The organism is Micromonospora noduli, from assembly GCF_003264475.1.
GTDB lineage: Bacteria > Actinomycetota > Actinomycetes > Mycobacteriales > Micromonosporaceae > Micromonospora > Micromonospora noduli.
Genome location: NZ_PYAC01000012.1, coordinates 46,011 through 68,348, shown reverse-complemented (window position 1 = coordinate 68,348; position 22,338 = coordinate 46,011). Strand labels below are relative to the sequence as shown.

Below are 22,338 nucleotides of genomic sequence, written 5' to 3'. Positions count from 1 at the left end.
CCGAACGGTCAGCCCGGCGGGAGCTGTGGCGGGGAGGGCGGCCGGAGCTGCGGCGGGTAGGGCGGGTCAGGCACCGCCGGCGGGCGCGGAGGGTAGGGCGCATTCGGGTAGGGCGGGCGCGGCGGGTACCGGCGCTCGAACCCACGGGCCGGGTCCACCAGCCCCGCGATCCGGGTGGCCAGCAGCACGCCCGGCACCGCGCCCAACAGGGCGAGCGGCACCGCGAACCGGGTCTGCGACGGGGTGCCGTGCAGCCAACCGATGAGCGGCAGCCCGGCCAGGACGGCGGTGAGCAGAAGCCCGGTCAGGGCCCACCTGATCCACCGGGGCAGCGCCCCCTGATAGGAGGCTCGGACGACCAGGGTCACCGCCGTCAGGAGGCACGCGGGCAGAACGACGACCAGCAGGGCATCGAATGTCGTTGAGTCGTCGTTGCGCTCCCAGGCCAGGGCCAGCACGATCCCCACTGCCAGCATCACCCCGCTGCCGGCGATTCCCCACCAGCGTGGACCTCCGCCGCGGCGGATCGCCAGGTGGGCAGCGAGCAGGGTGACCGTGACACCGAGGGTCAGCGCGAGCGCGAAGGCGAGAAACGCGTCGGTGCCGCGGCCGGCGGGTCCGCCGCCGCCCTCCAGCACGAGTGCATCGTCCGAGCGTGCCTCAGGTGAATCCCGCTGGCTGAGGAAGCCGGCCCGCCGCCACCCGCCGTCCGACCCTCGGCGCAGGAAGCCGTCCCGGCCGTTGGCGACCAGCACCTCGTGGCCGCCGTCGGCGGCGGGATAGACGATGAGATCACGGGAGGCGAAGTGCCGGCGAATGTCGCCCGGACTGTCGAACCGACGGGCGAACGCCTCGCGGCGCACGTCCGCCACCTCCCAGACTCTCTGCCACGTCGCACCGGCGTCGTCGCTCTGCTCCACCCGCAGGTGACCGGGGACCGCCCGGTAGCACCGCTGTGGCTGGGCCGGCACGCACGCCTGCCGCTGCCCGGCCTCTGGACGGGACAACCGCTGTTCCTCGGCGGCCTCGGCGGATCGCCAGGTGGTCCCCCCGTCCGCACTGACCGACCAGTTGCCGTCGGCCGGCTCGGCCGGCCAGCTCTCGTTGTCGTAGCCCGAGCCGATCGAGACGGCCGGCTGACCGTCGAGCAGAGCGGTGCTCACCGCGTACGGATAGTGGATCACGCTGGTCGCGGCCACCGCCAACACCGCCGGTGGCAGCACCACCAGCAGCCGGACCAGCCGGGCGGTCCGTTGGCGGACCGGGCGGCGACGTGACCGCGTCCAACTCCACCAGGCCAAGCCGAGCGCCGGCAGGGTGAGCAGGTCGGTCCAGTCCGCCCGGACCAGCGACGGCCCGGCCAGCACGGTCCAGGCGGAGGAGGCGAGTTCGGCGGCGTACCCGCTGGATTTGACGACAGTGAACCCGGCGCCCACCGCGACCAGGCCGGCCACCGCGGCGGCCCGGGATGGCAGCCGTGGCACCAGGAGGGTCAGCAGCACCGCGACCAGCGGCGGGGCGAGCACCAGACCGGCGACATCGCTCAGCTTGCCGGTCACCAGGCCGGGGAAGGCCGCCTTCAGCACATGGTCGTTGACCAGCAACAGGACCAGCGCGAACAGGGTGGCGGGGTGGCAGAGCCAGGAAAGCGTGGTGGGTGCGCCGTCCTGCGGTGTCGCGGAACCCGTCATCCCCTCAGGATCCGGTCGACCCGTCTCGATCCGGACTCAGGTCGGCCTGGGTCCGATACCGACGCTCAGCCGGCGTCGGAGGAGTGCCCGGGGAAGAGGTGTGCGCTCGGGTCGATGGCCACGGCCGCGTTGTTGACCGCCGTCGCCGCCTCACCGAAGCCGGTGGCGATCAGCCGGACCTTGCCCGGGTATTCGGTGATGTCACCCGCCGCGAAGACCCGGGGCAGGTTCGTGGCCATCGCGCTGTCGACCAGGATGTGCCGGCGGTCCAGCCGTAGCCCCCACTCGGCGAGCGGGCCCAGGTCGGCCGTGAAGCCGAGGGCGGCCACCACGACGTCCACCGGTAACGTCTCGGTAGCGCCGCCGCGTACGGTCACCTCGGCACCGGTCACCACGCCGTCCCCGAGCAGCCTGGTGACCTCGGCGTTGACCACCACCCGCACCGGCAGGGACAGCACCCTGGCGACAGTCGAGGCGTGGGCCCGGAACTTCTCCCGGCGGTGCACCAGGGTCACCGACCTGGCCAGCGGTTGCAGCGCCAGCGCCCAGTCGAATGCGGAGTCGCCGCCACCGACGATCAGCACGTCCCGATCGGTCAGCTCGGTCGGCTCGGTCACGAAGTAGACGATTCCCGAGCCGGGCGCGCCATCGGCGCACGGCAACGGCCGAGGGCTGAAGCTGCCGAGCCCGCCGGTGACCACGATCGCGCCGCACGCGAGCTGCTCGCCACCGGCCAGGCCGAGCACCGGGCGACCATCGGCGTACGCGAGCTTCTCCGCCCGGGTGCCGAGCAGGTACTGCGGACCGAACGGGGCCGCCTGGGCCACCAGGTTGGCCACCAGGTCGCGGCCCTTGACCGCGGGGAAACCGGCGACGTCGAGGATCAGCTTCTCCGGGTACATGGCGGTGACCTGACCACCTGGCTCGGGCAACGCGTCGATCACCGCTACCGACAGCCCCCGGAACCCGGCGTAGTACGCGGCGAAGAGGCCGGCCGGACCGGCCCCGATCACGGCGACATCGACCTCGCGCATGGCGTACCGTCGCTTTCCGCTCACGGATCAACGCGTGCTGATCTCGACCGTAAGCGGGCGGCGACGGTCGGGCAAGCACCTTCCAGAGGCACGCCGGAGAATCGCCTCAGGGCAGGCTGAGCGTGGAGCCCGAGTAGTCCGGGCCGCCCACGGCGGGTCGCCGCCGACGGAACAGGACCGCCGCCACCACCCCGCCGAGCAGGCCGAACAGGTGCCCCTGCCAGGAGATCCGCTCATCGGTGGGGAGGATGCCGACCAGCTGCCAGCCGTAGAGCAGGCCGACCAGGAGGAAGACAGCGAAGTTCCACCAGCTGCGCTCGACGATGCCCCGGGTCAGCAGGATGCCCAGGTAGCCGAAGATGACACCGCTGGCGCCGACCACCACCGAGTTGGGTGAGCCGGTGAACCACACGCCGAGCCCGCTGACCAGGATGATGACCAGGGTCGACCAGAGGAAACGGCGGGCGCCGGCGGCGAGGACGAAGGTGCCCAGCAGGATCAGCGGGATGCTGTTGCTGTAGAGGTGGTCGAAGCCGTGGTGCAGGAACGGGGAGAAGAAGACCCCGTCCAGCCCGTCGATGCGCTGCGGGATGATGCCGGCGGTGGCGTCCAGGCCGAACGCGAGCCCCTGGTCGACGGCCTCGATGAGAAAGAGAAACGGGACCACCGCGCACATGGCGACGAACGCCCGGCCGAGCGCGGCGTAGAACGCCTCGGTGCCGAACCGGTAGGGGTCGCCGCTTGACGGGTGCAGGGTCACTCCACAACTGCTATCAGCAAAAGCGGCCGACCGCCACTCACGTCCCGTCCGGGTACGCGCGAAGGCGGGGCGAGTGGAGAGCCACCTGCCCCGCCTTCGAGAGCCGTCAGTAGTGGTTGTTGTTCTGGAAGTAGGTCCAGGCGCCGCAGGGCGTCTTGTACCTGCCCTTGATGTAGCCCAACCCCCACTTGATCTGCGTGGCCGGGTTGGTCCGCCAGTCGGACGCGATGGAGCCCATCTTGCTGCCCGGCAGAGACTGCGGGATGCCGTACGCACCGGACGAGGAGTTGCTGGCCTTGTGGTTCCAGCCGCTCTCCTTGGTCCAGAGCTTCTCCAGGCAGGGGAACTCGGCGATGCCGAAGCCCGCGCTGATCATCAGTGCGCAACCGGTCTTGCGGTTGCCGCTGTACTCGGCGCAGGACGCCGGGATCGGCCCGTCGTACGGCTTGGCGGGCGCGTTGGCGGCGGCACGTTCGCGCTTGCGGGACGCCGCGGCGGCCTCGGCCCGGCGGGCCCGCTCAGCGGCTTCCTTGGCAGCCTGCTTCGCCCGCAGCTTGGCCTGGTACTCGGCGGCCCGCTGCTTGGAGAACTGCACCTGGTGGGCGGCCTGCCGCTCGCGCTGGTACGCGAGGTCGGCCCGGTCGACCTCGAGACTGACCTGCTCGGTCAGACCCTGTTGCTGGGTTTCCCGGTCTTCGCCCAGGTAGAAGCCACCGGCAACGCCCACGGAGAGCAGCGCTACAGCAGCCGTACGGGCGCCCAACCGGCTCCACAGCCGACTCACGAAGTGGTCCCTTCGTCGGGAGCAAGGACGTGGCGCGGCGCAGACCACAGGTGGGCCGTCAGCCGTGCCACGAGCGCCCCGACCGGTTGCCGGTCGCGCCGACGCACCGACCTTCGCTGATGTCGTCCGTCTCGGGACGAACGATCGCCAACGATTCCGGTGGTGCATGGACGCTCGTGGGACACGATTGCGCACAGTGAGGCTGATGGGAAACCAACCAGGCCGTTTGTGATCTGCGCCACACCAAAAATGCGGACATAAACCCACATAACACCCGTCAGATCGGGATGTCCTCCAGGAGGTCGGTGACCATCGCGGCGATCGGCGATCGCTCCGAACGGCTGAGGGTGACGTGCGCGAAGAGCGGATGGCCCTTGAGCGCTTCGATGACAGCCGTCACCCCGTCGTGCCGGCCGACCCGCAGATTGTCCCGCTGCGCCACGTCGTGGGTGAGCACCACCCGGGAGCCCTGCCCGATCCTGGACAGCACAGTCAGCAGCACCCCGCGCTCCAGCGACTGGGCCTCGTCCACGATCACGTAGGCGTCGTGCAGGCTGCGCCCGCGGATGTGGGTCAGCGGCAGCACCTCCAGGATGCCCCGTGAGGTGACCTCCTCCAGCACGTTCTCGTGCACCACCGCGCCGAGCGTGTCGAAGACCGCCTGGGCCCACGGCGACATCTTTTCCGACTCCGAGCCCGGCAGGTAGCCCAACTCCTGGCCACCGACGGCGTACAGCGGGCGGAAAACGATCACCTTCTTGTGCCGGCGGCGCTCCATCACCGCCTCCAGGCCGGCGCAGAGCGCCAGCGCCGACTTGCCGGTGCCGGCCCGGCCACCCAACGAGACGATCCCGATCGACTCGTCCAACAGCAGGTCGAGAGCGATTCGCTGCTCGGCCGAGCGGCCGTGCAGCCCGAACGCCTCCCGGTCGCCCCGGACCAGACGCACCGACTTGTCCGGCAGCACCCGACCGAGCGCGGAGCCACGCCCCGAGTGCAGCACCAGACCGGTGTGGCAGGGCAGCCCGGCCGCCTCGTCGAGATCGAGCGTCTCGCCGGCGTACAGCTGGCCGATCTGCTCCTCGCTCAACTCCATCTCCGACATGCCGGTCCAGGTCGGGTCGCTGGCCTGGCCGTGGCGGTACTCGTCGGCACGCAGACCCACCGAGGCCGCCTTGACCCGCAACGGCATGTCCTTGCTGACCAGGGTCACCTCCCGCCCCTCGGCGGCGAGGTTGAGCGCGACGGAGAGGATCCGGGCGTCATTGCTCTCGGTGCGGAAACCGGGCGGCAGGACGCCGTCGTCGGTGTGGTTGAGCTCCACCCGCAGGGTGCCGCCGACGTCGTTGGCGGGCACCGGGCGGTCGAGTCGGCCGTGCCGAACCCGCAGGTCGTCGAGCATCCGCAGCGACTGCCGGGCGAACCAACCCAGCTCCGGATGGTGCCGCTTGCCTTCCAGCTCGGTGATGACCACCAGAGGTAGCACCACCTCGTGCTCCGCGAACCGGTGGAACGCCGCCGGATCGGAGAGCAGCACCGACGTGTCCAGGACAAAGGCCTGGCCGGCTGGTCGTGGCTCCTTGGGGTCGGCCGGCGCGGTGGCCGCCGAACGGCGGCTCCTGGTGGCTCGGCGGGGCGTGGCAGTCGCGGCCGGGGTCTGGTCGGCACCGGCGATGGTACGGCGAGTCGTCACAGGCCTGCTCCGACGGATGGGCACCCGCCACCCGTGTTCCGCCTCCTCCGGTGCCCGGGGACACGGGGTCGGATGCGGAACCCCATGCGCGAGGTCGCAGATCCGGGCGGACCGGCTGGCTCGGGAGAACCCCGTGCCATGCCTAGACGCTAGCCCCGCCTGACCTTCCCGGCTAGAGGCCGAACGTGGATCTCCCAAGACGCGCTCATGAACAGCGCTCCGTCGACGTTCTCACCAGCCGTGAGACCGGCGGCGAACGCGGCGGACCCGGCCGGGATGCATGCCCCCTGCGCGCATCCCGGCCGGTGGGGCCACCGTCACCGGTCTGACGTGACCCCGACGGTGCGTGTCCGCCGCGGACGACGCACCGCGCTCGTGGTGCCGGTCGGCGGGGCAGCCCCCGCCGACCGACCTCAACCGGTACGTCGGACGAGCGTGCCGGTCGGGTGCCGCCCGGTGATCGGGGCGGCCGGCGCGCTGAACGACGAGCCGGTGTACGTGGTGCCGGGGCGTTCGACGGCGCCGGCGGAGCGGACCACGCCCGCGGGCGAGACCGACAGGGCCGAGGCGATCGCCGCCTGGGCGTCCCGACGACGCCGGTTCCAGGCACCCCGGTCACCGTCGAAGTAACCCTGCCGGTAACCGAAGCGGTAGCCGATGCGGTAGCTGAGCTGCCCGTGCAGCCGGCCGGCCGCGTAACTGGTGGCACCGAGCACCAGGACGAGGAACACCGCGAGAAACGGGCTCATCGGGCAGCTCCGGCCCAGCCGGGACGCCAGGTCATCGCTCCTCCGGCTCGATCGTGGTGGGGTCGGCGACGAGCAGCCGGTCCAGGTCGTCGGTGCTGACCTCCTCGACCAGCTCGACGCTGATCCGGCAGCCGTCCAGCACGACCTCGGCCACCGAGGACCGGCGGATCTCGCCGCCGGCGTCGTAGACCCGGACGCTCAGCTCCGGGCAGCCGAGATGGGTACGCCAGGCGTTCCACTCGGCACGATCACCGACGCTCAGCGACAGGTAGCGGCAGCCTCGGGCCAGGTAGAGACGCCAGGGGGCGGTCAGCCCCGCGGCGACCCCCTCGGCGATCAGCCCGAAGGCCTGGGCGCGGGTGGCGAGCTCGGTCACCACGACCCCCTGGCACCGGGGGCGTGACGCATGTGAGCACCAATCGTCTCATGCACGTGACACACCGTAGATTGTCCCATGGGCGTGACAGTATCAGCTTTTCGTCCGCTTACGTTTGCCACTACGTTCATCTATTCTGCCCGCGTGACACCCCTCAACAGTGGCACTGACTCGTTTACCGGAAATCCGAACGCCTCGTCACGTCTGCGTGACAGTGGCGAGCCGGGGCGCGCACCCGCAGCCGGCTGGCCGTACCGTCACGGAGTGACCGAGACGGCCAATGCGCGGAAGATCGCCTTCGCCACCTTCGTCCGGCGGGCCCTGGACGAGGCACGGGCGACCCGAGCCTGGAGCGGCACCGAGGTGTCCCGGCGCACCGGCGTCTCCCGGCAGACCATCAACCGCTGGGTCCGGGGCGACTGGGCCAGCGACCCGGAGGCCGAGCGGGTGGTCGCCTTCTGCGAGGGCCTGGGGTTGAACCCGGCCGCCGCCTTCGCCGCACTCGGCTGGGACCGCGCCGCGGCCGGCCCCCGCACCGGCCAGGCCGCCCCTCCGATGGACCCCGACGTGGAGGCGCTGCTGCGCCGTCTGGTCGATCCGCAGGTGTCGGACGCGGAGAAGTTCCACATCCGGGAAACCATCAGATACCTCGCATACCGCCCAACGTTGCCGGTCGATGTCCGAAAAAGGGGCAATCAGGCAGGCTAGTTCCTCAGATAGCGAAAGAACGCCTGGTCAGGTTCATTCGTTTGCCTCCGGGGCTGGAACGGGCACGCTAGCGTCCCTATTCGTACTGCTTGGGCTCGTCATCGGCGGGGGGACGGGACAAGGCCGAACCCAGCCCTGCGGGACAGAAGGAGGGGTCTGTCCATGACCCTGAAGTGGTTGGCAGTCGTGGTCGCAACGGTGTCGGTGACACTGTGGGCGACCGGCAACACGGTGACCCTCGCGGTCGACGGCGGGCAGCTGCCGCTGCTCGTCAACCTCTTTGCGCTCATCACCGCCGGCACCGCGGTCGTCCTGGCCGTCGTCGCCGAGCTGCACGAGCGTCTGAACAACCGAATCAGCGCGCTCACCGAGTTCCTGGTGGCACGGCTCAACGAGATCGAGAACCACACCGGCGATCGCAACACCGGGTTCGTGGAGGGCTACCTGTTGAGCCACGGCCAGGAGGCGGCAGTGGTGCCGTTCGGCCGGCGCGGACGAGGAGCCGCCGAACGCTGATCGCCTACCGCTCAATGGGTCCGCTCGGCCAGGAATGAGCCTGGATCGCCGGGGTACGCTGACGCGCGTGCCGCCGTTGAATCTGGGCAATCAGCAGCCGAGAACCCCGTTGAACGCCGACCAGGCCTGGCGGATAACCGCCAGCCGGGCGGCCGGGACCGTGCTCTTCTTCGACTTCGACGGCACGCTCGCGCCCGTCGACGACGATCCGACCGCGGTACGCCCGGCGCCCAAGGCGTTGGCCGCGATCGAGGCGCTCGCCCCGGTCGTGCAGCGGGTCGCGATCGTCTCCGCCCGACCCGTCGAGTTCCTTCGGGACCAGCTCGGCGGGCTCGCCGGCGTGGACCTCTACGGCCTCTACGGCCTGGAGCACAGCCACTCCGGCGGCGAGACAGTCACCGAACCGGCCGCGCTGCCCTGGGTGCCGACGATGGCGGAGCTGGCCGACCTGGCTCGGGCGGAGCTGCCGCCCGGCACGCTCGTGGAGTACAAGCGGCTCTCGGTCGCGCTGCACTGGCGTACCGCCCCGCAACTCGGCCCGACCGTGCAGCAGTGGGGGCAGGCGCAGGCCGACCGTCTGGGGTTGCGCTCGCAGGCCGGGCGGATGGTGCTGGAGCTCAAGCCACCGGTCGACCGGGACAAGGGCATGGTGATCGGCGAGGCGATCAAGGGTGCCACCGGCGCCTGGTACTTCGGCGACGATGTCTCCGACATCAAGGCCTTCGCCGCGCTACGCGCTCGCGCCGCCGCCGACCCGGACTTCCTCGGTGTCTGCGTGGCGGTGGCCAACCCGGAGACCGGGCACGAGGTGGCCAACGCCGCCGACCTGACCATCGAGTCGCCGGCCGCCCTGGGCGACTTCCTCACCCGGGCGCTGACCCACCTGCCCTGACCGGGCGGCGGCCGACGACGTCGCCGCCGGGTCAGGCCCCGTAGCGGCGTTGTCTGGTGGCGTACGAGCGCAGGGCCCGCAGAAAGTCGATGTGCCGGAAGTCCGGCCAGTTGAGCTCGCAGAAGTAGAACTCCGAGTGCGCGGACTGCCAGAGCATGAAACCGGACAGCCGCTGCTCGCCGCTGGTGCGGATGACCAGGTCCGGGTCGGGCTGGCCCCGGGTGTAGAGGTGCTCGGCGATGTGCTCGACGTCCAGCACCTCGGCCAACTCCTCGATCGTGCCCCCGGTGGCGGCGTGCTCAAGCAGCAGCGAACGGACCGCGTCGGTGATCTCCCGGCGACCGCCGTAGCCCACCGCGATGTTGACCTCCGCGCCGCCGGTGCGCTCGCGGGTGCGCTCCTCGGCGCCCTTGAGCGCCGCCGCGGTCTGCGCCGGCAGCAGGTCGAGCGCCCCGACGATGCGCAGTCGCCAGGGGTTGCCCTCCTCGGAGAGCTCCACCACCAGATCCTCAATGATCTTGAGGAGCGGGTCCAGCTCGGCGGCCGGTCGGCGCAGGTTGTCGGTGGCCAGCAGGTAGAGGGTCACGTGCCCGACGCCAGCCTGGTCACACCAGCCGAGGACATGCTTGATCTTCGCCGCGCCGACCCGGTGCCCGTCGTTCGGGTCGACGAAGCCCATCTCCCTCGCCCATCGGCGGTTGCCGTCGCACATCACCCCGACGTGCCGGGGCACCGGCTTACCCGCGAGCTTCGCCGTGAGCCGGCGCTCGTACACGGAGTAGATAAGGTTCCGCAGCGTCATCACCTAGCAGCGTAGCGACCCTTCAGCCAGTTCACTGCCTCGGAGCCCCAACCCCGCCGCCCAGACCGGCGCCGATCAGTGCGAGCGTACGAGCGGTGAGGCGTCCGTCACCCAGCCCCAACTCGACCACGTCGTAGAACACCCGGTCGTCCCGACGGGCGGCCCGGACCGCCGCGTCCACCACCCGGCGTCGCCGTGCCAACCAGGCCGCGACCGAACTGTGCCGCAGGTGGGTGCCGAGGCGGCGACGCAACCCGTCGGCGTAGCGGCCAGCCGCGCCCTCGGGCGACCGGGCCGCCGCCGATCCGGCGAGCGCGCCGGAGAGCAACGCGTAGAAGATCCCCTCCCCGGTGAACGGATTGATCAGTGACAGGGCATCCCCCGCCAGCAGGGTGCGCCCCCGCCCCGGCGAGGGCCGGTGAGTGGAGAGCGGCAGGTGATGGGCGCGCAACGCGGTCACGGTCGCCAGATCGGTGCCGGGCAGCAGGGCGGCCAGCCGGTCCAGCAGGTACGCGCGGCTCAGCGGCTCACCGCGCAGGACCTCCCCGTAGCCGACGTTCGCCCGTCCGTCACCGATCGGAAACGACCAGGCGTACGCCGGCCAACGCGCCTTCGAGGTGACGATGAGCTGCTCGGATGGGCCGGGCAGAGCCGGGGCGTACCCCCGGATGGCCAGCGCGAGGTGCCGGTCGGGGTTCTGCGGATGGCCGAGCGCCCGACGTACCACCGAACCGGCGCCGTCCGCGCCGATCACCACCCGACCGGACACCTGCCCGTCGAGCACCACCCGGTCGGCGCGCGGCTCGACCTGACGCACGGTGTGCCGGCGAAGCTGCGCGCCGGCGGCCACCGCGGCCGCCACCAGCCGCGCGTCGAAAACCTCCCGAGGCACTGTGTACGCGGGTCGGGGCAGCGCCCGAGCCACCGCACCGCCACCGGGCGAGATCATGCGTAACGCCGGCAGCGGCGCATAGCCCGCCACCGCCTCGGTCACCCCCAGCTCGGCGAGCACGTCCACCGAGTGCGCGGCGATCCCGTCACCACACGCCTTGTCCCGAGGAAAATCGGCCCGGTCCAGCAGCAGCACGCTGGCCCCGGCCCGACGCGCCGTCAGCGCGGCTGCCGCCCCGGCCGGCCCTGCCCCCACCACCACCACGTCGAACTCGTCGCCCACCGCGCGCCTCCCTCCGGCCGACGCGACTGCTCCCGCACCGCCCCGACAATCCACCTGCGCCGTCCACGCCGACCGTTGTGACCGACGCCACCCCGCCATCCTGCCCCCTACCGGCCCGCCCGGGCCGCTCCCGCACGGCACCGCTTCCCGGTCTTCGTCAGAGCGACCCTGGAACGACCGATCCTCTAGGGCGCGGAGCGCGGAGCGCGCGGGACGCGGGGGCGCGGTCAGGCTGGGGCGGCGTCGGGGGTGCGGGCGGCGCGGCGTAGGCCGTAGAGGGCCAGCCCGGCGGCGGCGAGCAGGGGTGCGCCGTCGCGGATCAGGCCGTCCACGCCCAGCAGCCACCAGCACAGCGGCAGGTCCACGGCGAGTACGGCCACAGTGACGACGACCAGCAGGCCACGCGCCCAGTCCTTGCCCCGCATCAGGAACGCGGTGCAGAACAGCACCGCGTAGCTGGCAGTGATGCCCGCACCGAACCAGAACAGCACGGCCGGCACCGCGGTCAGCCGACCGTCCAGGATGGAACCTCCGGCCACCAGGGCCGGCACCAGCATCAGCGGGCTGTAGGTGAAGGCCGCCACCCGGCTGGTCAACAACCAGGCACTGGCCTGTGGTCGGCGTGGAGGGGTCTCCCGCCAGGAGATGCCGTCCCGGTCGATGACGAGGCGTGGACGGTGCCGGACCAGGTGCCCGGCCAACGCCGACGAGCGGTAGAGCAACCAGACCACAGCGACACAGAGCGCCGTGAGAATGGCGAAGCCGATCAGGCCGGGCAGTGGCGGCACCCCCTGTCGGGGCACGATGAGCCGGCCGACCGCGAAGATCGTGGTGACGGCGAGGATCAGCCCGAACGGGCGGGCCACCGTACGACCCCGTCGCACGTGCCCGATCAGCAGCAGAAAGCCGAACGAGCGCAGCATGGCCCAGCCGGTCCGTACGGCAAGCCCGAATCCCTGCTCCGGGGCGTACCACCAGTTGAGCAGCTCGACCACGACGGTGGCCGCAGCCGTCGTCGCCAGCACTGTGGTGAGCACCCGGACGGCGGACGGCCGCCGGACCTGGGTCTCGGCGGCCGTCCTCATGAAATCCGATGTTGCCCGCGAAGGGTCTCGTTCACACCTACCGCTGCGGCTGCGCGGCGTCCAGGCGGGCGCGCAGCGCGTCCAACTCGGCCCAGAGCACGCCGGGCAGCTTGTCACCGAACTTCTCGAACCACTCGGTGATCATCGGCAGCTCGTTGCGCCACTCGTCCGGGTCGACCTTCAGCGCGATCCGAACATCCTCCGGGGTCATGTCCAGGCCCTCGACGTCCAGGGCGTCCGGAGCGGGGACCATGCCGACCGGCGTCTCGACCGCGCCGGCAGTGCCCTCGATCCGCTCGACGACCCACTTGAGCACCCGGGAGTTCTCTCCGAAGCCCGGCCAGAGGAACGAGCCGTCCGGGTCCTTGCGGAACCAGTTGACGTAGTAGATCTTGGGCAGCTTCGCCTCGTCGCCGTCGGCGCCCTTGCCCATCTCGATCCAGTGCCGGAAGTAGTCCCCGGCGTGGTAGCCGATGAACGGCAGCATCGCCATCGGGTCCCGCCGGACCACGCCGACGGCGCCGGACGCGGCGGCGGTGGTCTCCGAGGAGAGCGTGGCGCCCATGTAGACGCCGTGCACCCAGTCGCGGGCCTCGGTCACCAGCGGGATGGTGTCCTTGCGGCGTCCGCCGAAGAGGATCGCGTCGATCGGCACCCCGTTGGGGTCGAAGTACTCGTCGGCGAGGATCGGGCACTGGGTGATCGGGGTGCAGAACCGGCTGTTGGCGTGGGAGGACAGGCTGTCGCTCTCCGGCGTCCAGTCGTTGCCCTTCCAGTCGATCAGGTGTGCCGGCGGCTCGCCCATGCCTTCCCACCAGACGTCGCCGTCGTCGGTGAGGCCGACGTTGGTGAAGACGGAGTTGCCCCGGTCCAGCGTGCGCATGGCGTTGGCGTTGGTCTTCCAGTCGGTGCCGGGCGCGACGCCGAACAGGCCGTACTCGGGGTTGACGGCGTAGAGGCGGCCGTCCGGGCCGAACCGCATCCAGGCGATGTCGTCGCCGATGGTCTCGACCTTCCAGCCGGGAATCGTCGGCTCCACCATGGCGAGGTTGGTCTTGCCGCAGGCAGACGGGAACGCGCCGGCGATGTGGTAGGTCTTGCCCTCCGGCGAGGTGATCTTGAGGATCAGCATGTGCTCGGCGAGCCAGCCCTCGTCCCGGCCCATCACGCTGGCGATCCGCAGCGAGTAGCACTTCTTGCCCAGCAGCGAGTTGCCGCCGTAACCCGAGCCGTACGACCAGATCTCCCGGCTCTCCGGGAAGTGCGAGATGTACTTGGTGTCGTTGCACGGCCAGGCGACATCCTGCTGGCCGGGGGCGAGCGGGGCGCCGATCGAGTGCAGCGCGTGCACGAAGTCCGCGTCGTCACCCATGGCCTCGAGGACCCGGGCGCCCATCCGCGTCATGATGCGCATCGAGGCGACCACGTACGGGCTGTCGGTGATCTCGACACCGAACATCGGCGACTCGGCCTCGACCGGCCCCATGACGAACGGGATGACGTACATGGTGCGACCGCGCATGGAGCCCCGGTACAAATCCGTCATCGTCCGCTTCATCTCGGCCGGCGCCATCCAGTTGTTGGTGGGGCCGGCGTCCGCCTCGTCGACGGAACAGATGTAGGTGCGCTCCTCGACCCGGGCGACGTCCGTCGGGTCGGTGCGTGCGTAGAACGAGTTCGGCTTCTTCTCCGGGTTGAGCCGGATCAGGGTGCCGGCCTCGACCAGTTCATCGGTGAGGCGGCGCCACTCCTCGTCGGACCCGTCCACCCAGACGACACGGTCGGGGGTGGTCAGTTCCGCGACCTCACGGACCCAGGCGAGCAGTTTCGGATGGGACGTCGGGGCCTGATCAATACCCCGCACAACAGCCGGAGCAACCATGACACATCTCCTTGTGGTCGACGCTGACCGATCTATGGGATGCACGAGACTCGGCGGCGCGATGCGTCGCCTTCGTGGAAACCTGGGATTGGCCTCAGCGTAAACCGGGCAGCCTTCCGAGTCAGTGGGACAGGTTGTGAAGAACTGCACAAGCTACGGCCTCGCTGCGGCATCACGAGCTGATACCCGCTTTCCCGCGCAGTTTCACGCAAATCTTGTTGAGCACCCCGGCGGACGCTTGTTGCGGTCGGGCCGTGGACCTGCCCCGCCGACCGGTGCGGTGATTCCCGTTCCGCGGCGGCTCAGTCCTCCCAATTGGCTACGCTCTGTGCGGTGGTTACGTACGCGGCGCTGGGCCCCTCCGGGAGGGCACGCCCGCTTGCCGTTGCTACCCCTCTGACTGGCCGGCAGCCGGTAGGCTCCCTCCGTGGCCGCCACGATGACCGGGGAACAACCGGGTCCCCGGCAGACCCGACGGGGTCTCGTCGGCATACTCCTCGACCGCTTCGGTCACCTCATCCGCGAGATGAGCAAGTTCGCCACCGTGGGTGGTTTCGCCTTCCTCGTCGACTTCGCGCTCTTCAACTACCTGACGAGCAAGCACGGCGTCGAAGAGCTGACGGCGAAGACGATCTCCACCGTGATCGCGGCGTCCGTCGCCTTCGTGGGCAACCGGTTCTGGACGTGGCGGCACCGTCAGCGCAACAACGCGGCGCGCGAGTACGCGCTCTTCTTCTTCTTCAACGCGGTCGGTCTCGGCATCACGGTGGCCTGCCTCGCGCTCAGCCGCTACGGGCTCGGAGCCATCTGGCCGGCGGTGTTCCAGACGCGCCTGGCGGACAATCTCGCCAGCTACATCGTCGGCACGGGATTCGCCACGCTGTTTCGATTCTGGTCGTACCGGCGGTTCGTCTTCGTCGAAGCGGGAACCCCGACCCTTCCGCAGGTGAATCCCGACCCTGACCACGGGGCGTGACCTGCCGCCCACCTCGTTCGGCCGGTGATCGCCGGCCGCACCGACTGCCCTAAGGTGTTTCGCATGCGTCTTGTCCGCCTGCTGCCTGAGCGCTGGCAGAAGTTCATCCACGAGGCGCTCAAGTTCGGCATCGTCGGCGGCATCAACACCGTCATCAATTACGCGGTGTTCAATGCCCTTGCACTGACTGTTTTCGTCAACGGTCAGTTGAAGGCGACCGTGATCGCGACGATCGTCGCCACCATCACGTCGTACCTCATGAATCGGCACTGGACGTACCGCGATCGCCCGAAATCGGCGCTTCGCCGGGAATATCTCCTTTTCTTCCTTTTTAACGGTGCCGGCCTGCTCATTGAGCTGGGGGCCGTGGCGGCGGCCAAGTACGGCCTCGGCGTACACGGCCTACTGGCGCTGAATCTGGCCAAGACCGTCGGCGTCATGCTGGCCACGCTGTTCCGGTTCTGGTCATACCGCACCTTCGTCTTCCAGCCCGTCGCACCGGCCGAGGACGAGGCCGCGAAGCCCGACTCCACCTGGCACGACATTCCGCGCGACGAGTGGGACACCATGGCGGAGATGGACCCGGTCGCCGAGTTGGCGGAATCGGTGTCCGAGCTGGAGGAGGCGGAGTCGGCGCAACGCCTCGACTCCCCAGCCGGTGCACCGGCTCAGGGCCGGCCCCCGCGGCTGAGCGTCAGCCCCGCCGTCGACCTGGACGCGGAACTCGCCGCGGAGCTGCACGTCAGCACCCGCCGCGCGCCCCGCCGGTGACAGCCCCCAACGCCCGCTCGGGCACGGGGCGACCGGCCGAGCTGTTCTTCGAGGATCTCGTCCCGGGGCTCACCGTCGACCTCGGCGTGGTCACCGTGGACGCCGACGAGATGGTCGCCTTCGCCCGCCGCTTCGACCCGCAGTGGTACCACGTCGACAGCGACCTGGCCGCGGAGAGCCGACACGGTGGTCTGATCGCCAGCGGCTTCTACACGGTCAGCCTGTTCATGCGCGCGTACGTCGACCACCTGCTGTCCCGGGCCGCCGCGGACGCGTCCCCCGGCCTGGAGGAGCTGCGTTGGCTCGCCCCCGTGCGGGCCGGCGACCGGCTGGCGGTCCGGGTCGACGTGATGGGCGCCCGGCCGTCGACCGCCCGCCCCGGGCTCGGCACCGTCAGCCTCACCGGCACCATGCTGCGCCTCGGCCCGGACGACCGGCCCGAGCAGGAGGTGCTGCGGACCCGCTTCCGTGGCTGGTTCGCCGTGCGACCGGTCGAGGCCGACCCGGCCGAAGCCGAAGCCGTCCCGACCGACGCTGACCAGCCCGGAGTTGACCAGCCCGACAGCGGCCCGACCGCAACGGACCCGTCCACCGGCGGATCGTCCGACGGCGATCCGACGGAGAGCAGCGCCTCACCCGAGGCTCAACGACCCGACTGACCCGCCCCCGACGGTGCGGCAGGGGCGGGTCCCAACCGTCCGGTTCAGGTCGTGGTGTCGCGCAGCGGCTTGCCGTCCTGCATGTCGGCGAGCATGTCGCGCATCTCGCCATCGCCCAGCGAGTGCTTGTCGTGCTGTGCCTCGACCAGCTCGTACAGGGTGGTCTGCACCTTTCCGACGTCCGGCACGTCGTGGAGCACCGACTGGCCGCGCTCACCTGCCGACTCGATGGTGAGCGTCCCGCAGCCGAGCAGACGCTCGACGAAACGCTGGTTCATCGAGTGATCGTTGACCCGGGCGAGCGGAAGGTCCCGCCGGTCCCGGGAGAACACACCCTGCTGAAGCAGGACCCGCTCGTTCGTGAACAGGTAGTGGGTGGTGCGCCAGACCAGGAACGGCCACAGGCCGAGCCAGAGCACCGCGACCAGGGCGATCGCCCCGATCACGGCCAGCGCGATCGAACCGCCGCCACTCTCGGGCAACAGGAGCACGCCGACCACCACCGCGGCGATGGCCAGCACCAGCACCGCGATCGGCCGGATCAACGCCTTCCAGTGCGGATGCAGGTGCAGCACGACGTGCTCGTCCTCGGTGAGCACGTCTTCAGGAAACGCCACGGGAACCTCCAACGCGATTTTCTGGACGCGCAGACGGTAAACCCCCCAGGCCCCACCACAACATCCGCCGCGCGGGCCCACTCGGCTCTTCGTGATCTTGCCCGTCCTCAGCGGAGGTGCAGGACGTCGCCGGCGGCCAGGGTTCGGGCTCCGGTCGACGTGGTGACCATCAGTTGGCCGTCCGGGTCCACTCCGGTGGCGGTGCCGGTCAGGGAGTCGCCGTTGGGAAGCAGAACGCGTACCTCGCGGCCGATCGTCGCGCAGGCCGCCAGGTAGGCGTCGCGCAGGCCGCTGGCCACAGCGTCGCCGCCCGCCGAACGCCAACGGTCGTACCAGTCGGCGACCGCCCGCAGCAGCGCCCGCAGCAGCGGGTCCCGATCGGTGGCCACCGCGCCGGCCAGCTGGAGCGAGGTGGCCGGCAGCCCGGTCGGATTCACCGGCAGCTCGTCGGCGCGCAGCGTCACGTTGAGCCCGATGCCCAGCACGATCGCCGGCGGTTGGTCCGGCGCCCGTCCGGGCACCGCCTCGGCAAGCACGCCAGCGCACTTCGCGTCGTCGATCAGCAGGTCGTTCGGCCACTTGAGGGTGGCTTCCAGCTCGGCCAGCCGGGCCACCGCCTCGACCAGCGCCACGCCGGCCAGCAACGGCAGCCACCCGTACCCCGTGGGTGTCGCCGGCAGCCAGCCGCGGTCCGGCACGGCCTCTCCGGGCCGCAGCAGGACGCTCGTCGCGATGCCGGCCCGCGCCGGCGACTGCCAGACCCGACCGCGCCGGCCGCGCCCTTCGGTCTGCCGCTCGGCGACCACGACCAGGCCCTCGGGCTCGTCGGCCCGGGCGGCCTCGGCCACGTCGGCGTTCGTGGAGCCGGTCTCGGCACGCAGCTCCAACCGGGCCCACGGCCCGTTCGGCGCGGTCAACGCGCGGCGCAGCCGGGCCGCCGACAGCGGCGGCCGGTCCAGATCGGTGTACGGGGAGCCCGACATTCCGCCAGCCTACGGCGGTGCTCCGATCGACACTGAGGCGTACTGCACAGCGGCACCCACCTGAACCATCGTTATATTCCCTGGGTGACTACCGAGACCGGGACCAACATGCACAGCACCGCGGGCAAGCTGGCGGACCTGGAGCGCCGGGTCGACGAGGCGGTGCACGCCGGGTCGGCCCGCGCCGTGGAGAAGCAGCACGCGCGCGGCAAGAAGACCGCCCGCGAGCGGATCGAGATGCTGCTCGACGAGGGCTCCTTCGTCGAACTCGACGAGCTGGCCCGGCACCGGTCGACCGCCTTCGGGCTGGAGAAGAACCGCCCGTACGGCGACGGCGTGGTGACCGGCTACGGCACGGTCGACGGCCGGCAGGTGTGCGTCTTCGCGCAGGACTTCACGGTCTTCGGTGGCTCGCTCGGCGAGGTCTTCGGCGAGAAGATCGTCAAGGTGATGGACCTGGCCATGAAGATCGGCTGCCCGGTGGTCGGCATCAACGACTCCGGCGGGGCGCGCATCCAGGAGGGCGTCGTCTCGCTCGGCCTCTACGGCGAGATCTTCTTCCGCAACGTACGGGCGTCCGGCGTCATCCCGCAGATCTCGCTGGTGATGGGGCCCTGTGCCGGTGGCGCGGTCTACTCCCCGGCGGTCACCGACTTCACCGTGATGGTCGACCAGACCTCGCACATGTTCATCACCGGCCCCGACGTGATCAAGACGGTGACCGGCGAGGACGTCGGCATGGAGGAGCTGGGCGGCGCGCGTACGCACAACACCCGCAGCGGCAACGCGCACTACCTCGCCAGCGACGAGGAGGACGCTGTCGACTACGTCAAGGCGCTGCTGTCGTACCTGCCGTCGAACAACCTCGACGAGCCGGTCGTCGTCGAGGCCCCCGCCGAACTGGCGATCAGCGACGAGGACCGGGAGTTGGACACCCTCATCCCAGACTCGGCCAACCAGCCGTACGACATGCACACCGTCCTCGAACACGTCCTCGACGACGGGGAGTTCCTGGAGGTCCAGCCGCTCTACGCGCAGAACATCGTGGTCGGCTACGGCCGGGTCGAGGGACGACCGGTCGGTGTGGTGGCCAACCAGCCCATGCACTTCGCCGGCACCCTGGACATCGCCGCCTCGGAGAAGGCAGCCCGCTTCGTTCGCACCTGCGACGCGTTCAACATCCCGGTGCTGACCTTCGTGGACGTGCCCGGCTTCCTGCCCGGCACCGGTCAGGAGTGGGACGGCATCATCCGCCGGGGCGCGAAGCTCATCTACGCGTACGCCGAGGCGACCGTCCCCAAGGTCACCGTGATCACCCGCAAGGCGTACGGCGGGGCGTACGACGTGATGGGCTCCAAGCACCTCGGTGCGGACCTGAACTTCGCCTGGCCGACCGCGCAGATCGCGGTGATGGGCGCGCAGGGCGCGGTGAACATCCTCTACCGCTCTGAGCTGGCCGGGGCCGAGGACCCGGCGGCGGTCCGGGCCGAGAAGATCGCCGAGTACGAGGACACCCTGGCCAACCCGTACGTGGCCGCCGAGCGCGGTTACATCGACTCGGTGATCCCGCCGCACGAGACGCGCACCCAGATCGTCCGGGCGCTGCGCGTCCTGCGCACCAAGCGCGAGACCCTTCCCCCGAAGAAGCACGGCAACATCCCGCTCTGATCTCGGTCCCTTGATCCGCGCAACTTCGGGGAAAGTGCTGCCTCCGGGCAACAGGAGGCAGCAACAACCCTGATGTTGTGCGGATCATCGCCCCGGCCGCGTCAGCAGGGTGGGTTGGCGGCCGCACACATCCGGGCTGCCGCCGCCACTGCGAGCTGGACGAGTTCGGCCTCGGTGCCGTCGTAGCCGAGGCGGAGTACCGAGACGGTGTCGCCGACCCGGACAACCGCCACCAGGATCGGCGACGGTTGGTCGCCGAGCGGCTGCCCGGTCTCCAGGTCCCGGGTGACGGTGAGCGAGTCCCGCAGGATGGCGGCGTCGTCCCCGGCGAAGCCCCGCCGCACCACTGACCACCGGTGCAGCGCTTCACCCGTGCGGGTCCCTCCCGCCGTCATGACCGGCCCCACGCTCAGCCACGTGGCACACGGAGCGACCAGGTCGTCCAAACTGGCGAAGAGTTGTCTGGCCGTCTCGGGCACCAGCCGGAAGAGATCCTGCGTGACCAGACCATCCGACTGGGTGAGGATCGGCGCAGCGCGCTTGGGCACAAACGTCTGTGAACGGGACAGGATCGACGTCTGCCAGCCCTCCGACCGTCCCTGGCTCGTCCGGCAGTAGCTCAGCATGTCCGCCAGCCGGACCGGCTCGCCCAGCCCCGATTGGCTGAGCTGCACATCGACCTGCTGCGGCAGGTCGGCTGGCTGCAACAGGGCGTCGGTGGTGATCTCGTGCCGGGTCGGCGAGGCGGAGGGCGCGGCGGCCGGCAGGGCCGGCGACGGAGACTTCCTCGGGGCGGCGACCGCCACGGCGGAGACCCCGGCGAGGGCCAGCACGACAGTGGCCACCACGATCTTGCGCTGGCTGCGGCGGCGGCCCCGGGAGCGGATCTCCTCCGGGCCGAGCCACCGCACGTCCCGCAGGTCCCGCTGGATCTGTTCGACGAACGTCGGGTCGTCACGCATCGGTTGCCTCCTCCAGATCAGAGACGGCGAGCAGGCCGGCGAGCGCGGTACGCCCCCGGGAGAGACGGGCCTTGACGGTGCCCACCGGGGCCGCGGTCTCCCGCGCGACCTCGGCGACCGGCATGCCTACCAGGTAGTACAGGGCGATGGCGACGCGTTGCTCCTCGGGCAGCCGACGCAGGGCGGCGACCACAGCGACAGTGTCGGTGCCCGGGCCGGGAACGGTCTCGGTGGCCCCGTGTCGCAGGTAGGCGCGGGCGCGGCTACGCAGGCTGCGCCACCGGCTGACGGCGATCCGGCTGGCCACCACCCGCACCCACGCCTCCGGGTCGTCGTACGCGCTGACCGTCGACCAGCGCTGCCACGCCCGGACGTACGCCTCCTGCACGGCGTCCTGCGCCTCACCCCGATCGCCGGTGAGGGCGTAGACGAACCCGAGGAGTCGTTGCCGACTCCCCCGGTAGAACTCGTCGAACCCGTCGACGTCCGGCACCCGCTACCTCCCCGTGTCGGTCGCTGGGAACACGCACCGGCAAGGGCCGTTGGTTGCCCGGTCAGGCGATCGACTTTTCCAGCTCGGTGAGCGGGAACGCCCCGGCCCCGATCCGCTCCCGGACCGCCCGGCGTACGGCCCGCTGCACGGCGACGTTGACCGGCGTCGGTACGCCGTGCAACCGGCCGAGCAGCGCGATCTCGCCGTTGAGGTGGTCGACCTCGGTCGAGCCGGTGCCCCGGGCCAGGCTCTGCCAGGTGGAGCCGCCGGAGCGGGGCTCACCGTCGACCGGGCGCTGCCCCACCAGGTCGCCGCGTTCGGCCTTCTCCTCCTCCGGCGAGGTGTGCGCGATGCCAGCGGCGGCGAGCGCGGCGACGCCCTCGGCGCGTACCCGCTCGACAAGCGCGTCCGGGATGTCCCGGCCGAGCAACGCCTGTAGGCCGTTACCGAGGTTGCTGAGCAGCTTGCCGTACTTCCAGCGCAGCACGTCGTTGCGGACCGGGGCGACGAAGCCGGCGGCGGTCAGGTCGGCGGCGATCGCCCGGTCCGTGTCGTCGGCGCCTGCGGGGTACCGCCCGATGTGGAGCATCCCGGGATGCGGGTACCCGTTGGCGACCACCACACCCGGGTCCAGGTGGGTGGCCGGCAGCCAGACGCAGACCGGGTGCACGTCGGCGAAGAGGCGCAGCGCGGCCCGCTCGTTGGCCACCCCGTTCTGCGCTGTCACCAGCGGCAGACGTTCGCCCGCCGTGCCGCCGCCGACCACCGGCGCGTCCACCCAGGCGGCCAACGCGCCGGCGGTGTCCTGCGACTTCACCGTCAGGATCAGCACGGTGTCCGCCGGCAGCGGCTGATCCGTGGGCCGGTCCACCGCCGCGAGCCGGGCGGTGACCTCACCGTCGGGCTGCCGCAGTGTCAGACCCCGCGCGCGGATCGCGTCCAGGTGGGCGCCGCGGGCCACCACTGTCACGTCCCGGTCGGCCTGGGCCAGCCGTACGCCGATGGTCCCGCCGACCGCACCCGCGCCGATGATCACGTATCGCATTGCCTCATTCTGCCCGGT

General features: G+C 70.8%; 23 protein-coding genes. 7 read left to right on the top strand and 16 right to left on the bottom strand.

Features of this window, described 5'->3' with window-relative positions; genetic code table 11:
- Positions 1-8: 8 nt before the first annotated feature.
- The 7 genes from MED15_RS33470 to MED15_RS15085 all read right to left on the bottom strand — a co-directional run bounded on the left by MED15_RS33470 (position 9) and on the right by MED15_RS15085 (position 7,087).
- Positions 9-1,691: a hypothetical protein gene (locus MED15_RS33470; protein ID WP_167457653.1), complete on the bottom strand. Its 1,683-nt coding sequence runs from the start codon at positions 1,689-1,691 to the stop codon at positions 9-11.
- A gap of 65 nt (positions 1,692-1,756) precedes the next feature.
- A complete protein-coding gene (locus tag MED15_RS15110; RefSeq protein WP_112581928.1) occupies positions 1,757-2,725 on the bottom strand; it encodes an NAD(P)/FAD-dependent oxidoreductase in 969 nt (322 codons plus the stop codon).
- A 106-nt stretch (positions 2,726-2,831) separates the two neighbouring features.
- Positions 2,832-3,485, bottom strand: coding sequence for a rhomboid family intramembrane serine protease (locus MED15_RS15105; RefSeq protein ID WP_112581927.1), 654 nt, complete (start codon positions 3,483-3,485; stop codon positions 2,832-2,834).
- Positions 3,486-3,591: 106 nt separating this feature from the next.
- A complete protein-coding gene (locus tag MED15_RS15100) occupies positions 3,592-4,269 on the bottom strand; it encodes an aggregation-promoting factor C-terminal-like domain-containing protein (RefSeq protein WP_112581925.1) in 678 nt (225 codons plus the stop codon).
- 277 nt (positions 4,270-4,546) lie between these two features.
- Positions 4,547-5,962 (bottom strand): RNA 5'-3' helicase PhoH2, encoded by a 1,416-nt coding sequence (gene phoH2 / locus MED15_RS15095; RefSeq protein ID WP_112581923.1) that lies wholly within the window; start codon positions 5,960-5,962, stop codon positions 4,547-4,549.
- A gap of 413 nt (positions 5,963-6,375) precedes the next feature.
- The gene (locus MED15_RS15090) at positions 6,376-6,711 is read right to left on the bottom strand and encodes a hypothetical protein (RefSeq protein WP_091394339.1); all 336 of its coding nucleotides are present in this window, start codon (positions 6,709-6,711) and stop codon (positions 6,376-6,378) included.
- Positions 6,712-6,742: 31 nt separating this feature from the next.
- Positions 6,743-7,087, bottom strand: a complete 345-nt coding sequence (locus tag MED15_RS15085; RefSeq protein WP_030328857.1) for a hypothetical protein — start codon at positions 7,085-7,087, stop codon at positions 6,743-6,745.
- A 264-nt stretch (positions 7,088-7,351) separates the two neighbouring features.
- Here MED15_RS15085 and MED15_RS15080 point away from each other — a divergent pair, with 264 nt between their 5' ends.
- The 3 genes from MED15_RS15080 to otsB all read left to right on the top strand — a co-directional run bounded on the left by MED15_RS15080 (position 7,352) and on the right by otsB (position 9,203).
- On the top strand, positions 7,352-7,795 hold the full coding sequence (locus MED15_RS15080) for an XRE family transcriptional regulator (RefSeq protein ID WP_091394342.1): 444 nt from the start codon (positions 7,352-7,354) through the stop codon (positions 7,793-7,795).
- 162 nt (positions 7,796-7,957) lie between these two features.
- Positions 7,958-8,311 carry a hypothetical protein gene (locus MED15_RS15075; RefSeq protein ID WP_091394345.1) on the top strand — a complete coding sequence of 118 codons (354 nt, stop codon included), beginning with the start codon at positions 7,958-7,960 and terminating at the stop codon, positions 8,309-8,311.
- A 67-nt stretch (positions 8,312-8,378) separates the two neighbouring features.
- Positions 8,379-9,203: a trehalose-phosphatase gene (otsB, locus tag MED15_RS15070; RefSeq protein WP_112581976.1), complete on the top strand. Its 825-nt coding sequence runs from the start codon at positions 8,379-8,381 to the stop codon at positions 9,201-9,203.
- A 31-nt stretch (positions 9,204-9,234) separates the two neighbouring features.
- On the opposite strand, the gene MED15_RS15065 is transcribed toward otsB, so the two are convergent.
- From MED15_RS15065 to MED15_RS15050, 4 genes are all read right to left on the bottom strand, one after another.
- The gene (locus MED15_RS15065) at positions 9,235-10,005 is read right to left on the bottom strand and encodes an isoprenyl transferase (RefSeq protein WP_091394347.1); all 771 of its coding nucleotides are present in this window, start codon (positions 10,003-10,005) and stop codon (positions 9,235-9,237) included.
- Positions 10,006-10,036: 31 nt separating this feature from the next.
- Positions 10,037-11,179 (bottom strand): geranylgeranyl reductase family protein, encoded by a 1,143-nt coding sequence (locus MED15_RS15060; RefSeq protein WP_112581922.1) that lies wholly within the window; start codon positions 11,177-11,179, stop codon positions 10,037-10,039.
- 227 nt (positions 11,180-11,406) lie between these two features.
- Entirely contained in the window at positions 11,407-12,264 is an 858-nt protein-coding gene (locus tag MED15_RS15055) for a hypothetical protein (RefSeq protein ID WP_112601926.1), read from the bottom strand.
- 37 nt (positions 12,265-12,301) lie between these two features.
- Positions 12,302-14,146 (bottom strand): phosphoenolpyruvate carboxykinase (GTP), encoded by a 1,845-nt coding sequence (locus MED15_RS15050; protein ID WP_112581919.1) that lies wholly within the window; start codon positions 14,144-14,146, stop codon positions 12,302-12,304.
- A 439-nt stretch (positions 14,147-14,585) separates the two neighbouring features.
- Between MED15_RS15050 and MED15_RS15045 the strand changes: the two genes are divergently transcribed.
- The 3 genes from MED15_RS15045 (at position 14,586) to MED15_RS15035 (ending at position 16,552) form a co-directional block, all read left to right on the top strand.
- A complete protein-coding gene (locus tag MED15_RS15045; RefSeq protein WP_112581975.1) occupies positions 14,586-15,122 on the top strand; it encodes a GtrA family protein in 537 nt (178 codons plus the stop codon).
- Between the two features lie 63 nt (positions 15,123-15,185).
- Complete coding sequence (locus tag MED15_RS15040) at positions 15,186-15,893, top strand: GtrA family protein (RefSeq protein WP_091394363.1); 708 nt, start codon at positions 15,186-15,188, stop codon at positions 15,891-15,893.
- Entirely contained in the window at positions 15,890-16,552 is a 663-nt protein-coding gene (locus MED15_RS15035; RefSeq protein WP_208646661.1) for a MaoC/PaaZ C-terminal domain-containing protein, read from the top strand. Before MED15_RS15040 ends, MED15_RS15035 begins: the two co-directional genes overlap by 4 nt.
- A 44-nt stretch (positions 16,553-16,596) precedes the next feature.
- Here the strand turns inward: MED15_RS15035 and MED15_RS15030 are convergent, their stop codons facing one another.
- Both MED15_RS15030 and MED15_RS15025 read right to left on the bottom strand, forming a co-directional pair.
- Positions 16,597-17,169 (bottom strand): PH domain-containing protein, encoded by a 573-nt coding sequence (locus MED15_RS15030; RefSeq protein WP_091394367.1) that lies wholly within the window; start codon positions 17,167-17,169, stop codon positions 16,597-16,599.
- Between the two features lie 107 nt (positions 17,170-17,276).
- Positions 17,277-18,152: a biotin--[acetyl-CoA-carboxylase] ligase gene (locus MED15_RS15025; RefSeq protein WP_091394370.1), complete on the bottom strand. Its 876-nt coding sequence runs from the start codon at positions 18,150-18,152 to the stop codon at positions 17,277-17,279.
- Positions 18,153-18,236: 84 nt separating this feature from the next.
- On the opposite strand from MED15_RS15025, the gene MED15_RS15020 reads away from it, so the two are divergent.
- Entirely contained in the window at positions 18,237-19,820 is a 1,584-nt protein-coding gene (locus tag MED15_RS15020; protein WP_112581914.1) for an acyl-CoA carboxylase subunit beta, read from the top strand.
- 101 nt (positions 19,821-19,921) lie between these two features.
- On the opposite strand, the gene MED15_RS15015 is transcribed toward MED15_RS15020, so the two are convergent.
- The 3 genes from MED15_RS15015 to MED15_RS15005 form a co-directional block, all read right to left on the bottom strand.
- Positions 19,922-20,782: a hypothetical protein gene (locus tag MED15_RS15015; protein WP_112725728.1), complete on the bottom strand. Its 861-nt coding sequence runs from the start codon at positions 20,780-20,782 to the stop codon at positions 19,922-19,924.
- Positions 20,775-21,275: a SigE family RNA polymerase sigma factor gene (locus MED15_RS15010; RefSeq protein ID WP_112581912.1), complete on the bottom strand. Its 501-nt coding sequence runs from the start codon at positions 21,273-21,275 to the stop codon at positions 20,775-20,777. The genes MED15_RS15015 and MED15_RS15010 overlap by 8 nt, the downstream gene beginning before the upstream one ends.
- Positions 21,276-21,336: 61 nt before the next feature.
- Complete coding sequence (locus MED15_RS15005; RefSeq protein WP_112601929.1) at positions 21,337-22,320, bottom strand: ketopantoate reductase family protein; 984 nt, start codon at positions 22,318-22,320, stop codon at positions 21,337-21,339.
- Between the last annotated feature and the right edge of the window lie 18 nt (positions 22,321-22,338).

Coding starts and splice junctions, on each gene's coding strand:
- MED15_RS33470 (WP_167457653.1), bottom strand. CDS start 1,691: ATGACGGGTTCCGCGACACCGCAGGACGGCGCACCCACCACGCTTTCC.
- MED15_RS15110 (WP_112581928.1), bottom strand. CDS start 2,725: ATGCGCGAGGTCGATGTCGCCGTGATCGGGGCCGGTCCGGCCGGCCTC.
- MED15_RS15090 (WP_091394339.1), bottom strand. CDS start 6,711: ATGAGCCCGTTTCTCGCGGTGTTCCTCGTCCTGGTGCTCGGTGCCACC.
- MED15_RS15075 (WP_091394345.1), top strand. CDS start 7,958: ATGACCCTGAAGTGGTTGGCAGTCGTGGTCGCAACGGTGTCGGTGACA.
- MED15_RS15065 (WP_091394347.1), bottom strand. CDS start 10,005: ATGACGCTGCGGAACCTTATCTACTCCGTGTACGAGCGCCGGCTCACG.
- MED15_RS15055 (WP_112601926.1), bottom strand. CDS start 12,264: ATGAGGACGGCCGCCGAGACCCAGGTCCGGCGGCCGTCCGCCGTCCGG.
- MED15_RS15050 (WP_112581919.1), bottom strand. CDS start 14,146: ATGGTTGCTCCGGCTGTTGTGCGGGGTATTGATCAGGCCCCGACGTCC.
- MED15_RS15045 (WP_112581975.1), top strand. CDS start 14,586: ATGACCGGGGAACAACCGGGTCCCCGGCAGACCCGACGGGGTCTCGTC.
- MED15_RS15040 (WP_091394363.1), top strand. CDS start 15,186: ATGCGTCTTGTCCGCCTGCTGCCTGAGCGCTGGCAGAAGTTCATCCAC.
- MED15_RS15025 (WP_091394370.1), bottom strand. CDS start 18,152: ATGTCGGGCTCCCCGTACACCGATCTGGACCGGCCGCCGCTGTCGGCG.
- MED15_RS15015 (WP_112725728.1), bottom strand. CDS start 20,782: ATGCGTGACGACCCGACGTTCGTCGAACAGATCCAGCGGGACCTGCGG.
- MED15_RS15005 (WP_112601929.1), bottom strand. CDS start 22,320: ATGCGATACGTGATCATCGGCGCGGGTGCGGTCGGCGGGACCATCGGC.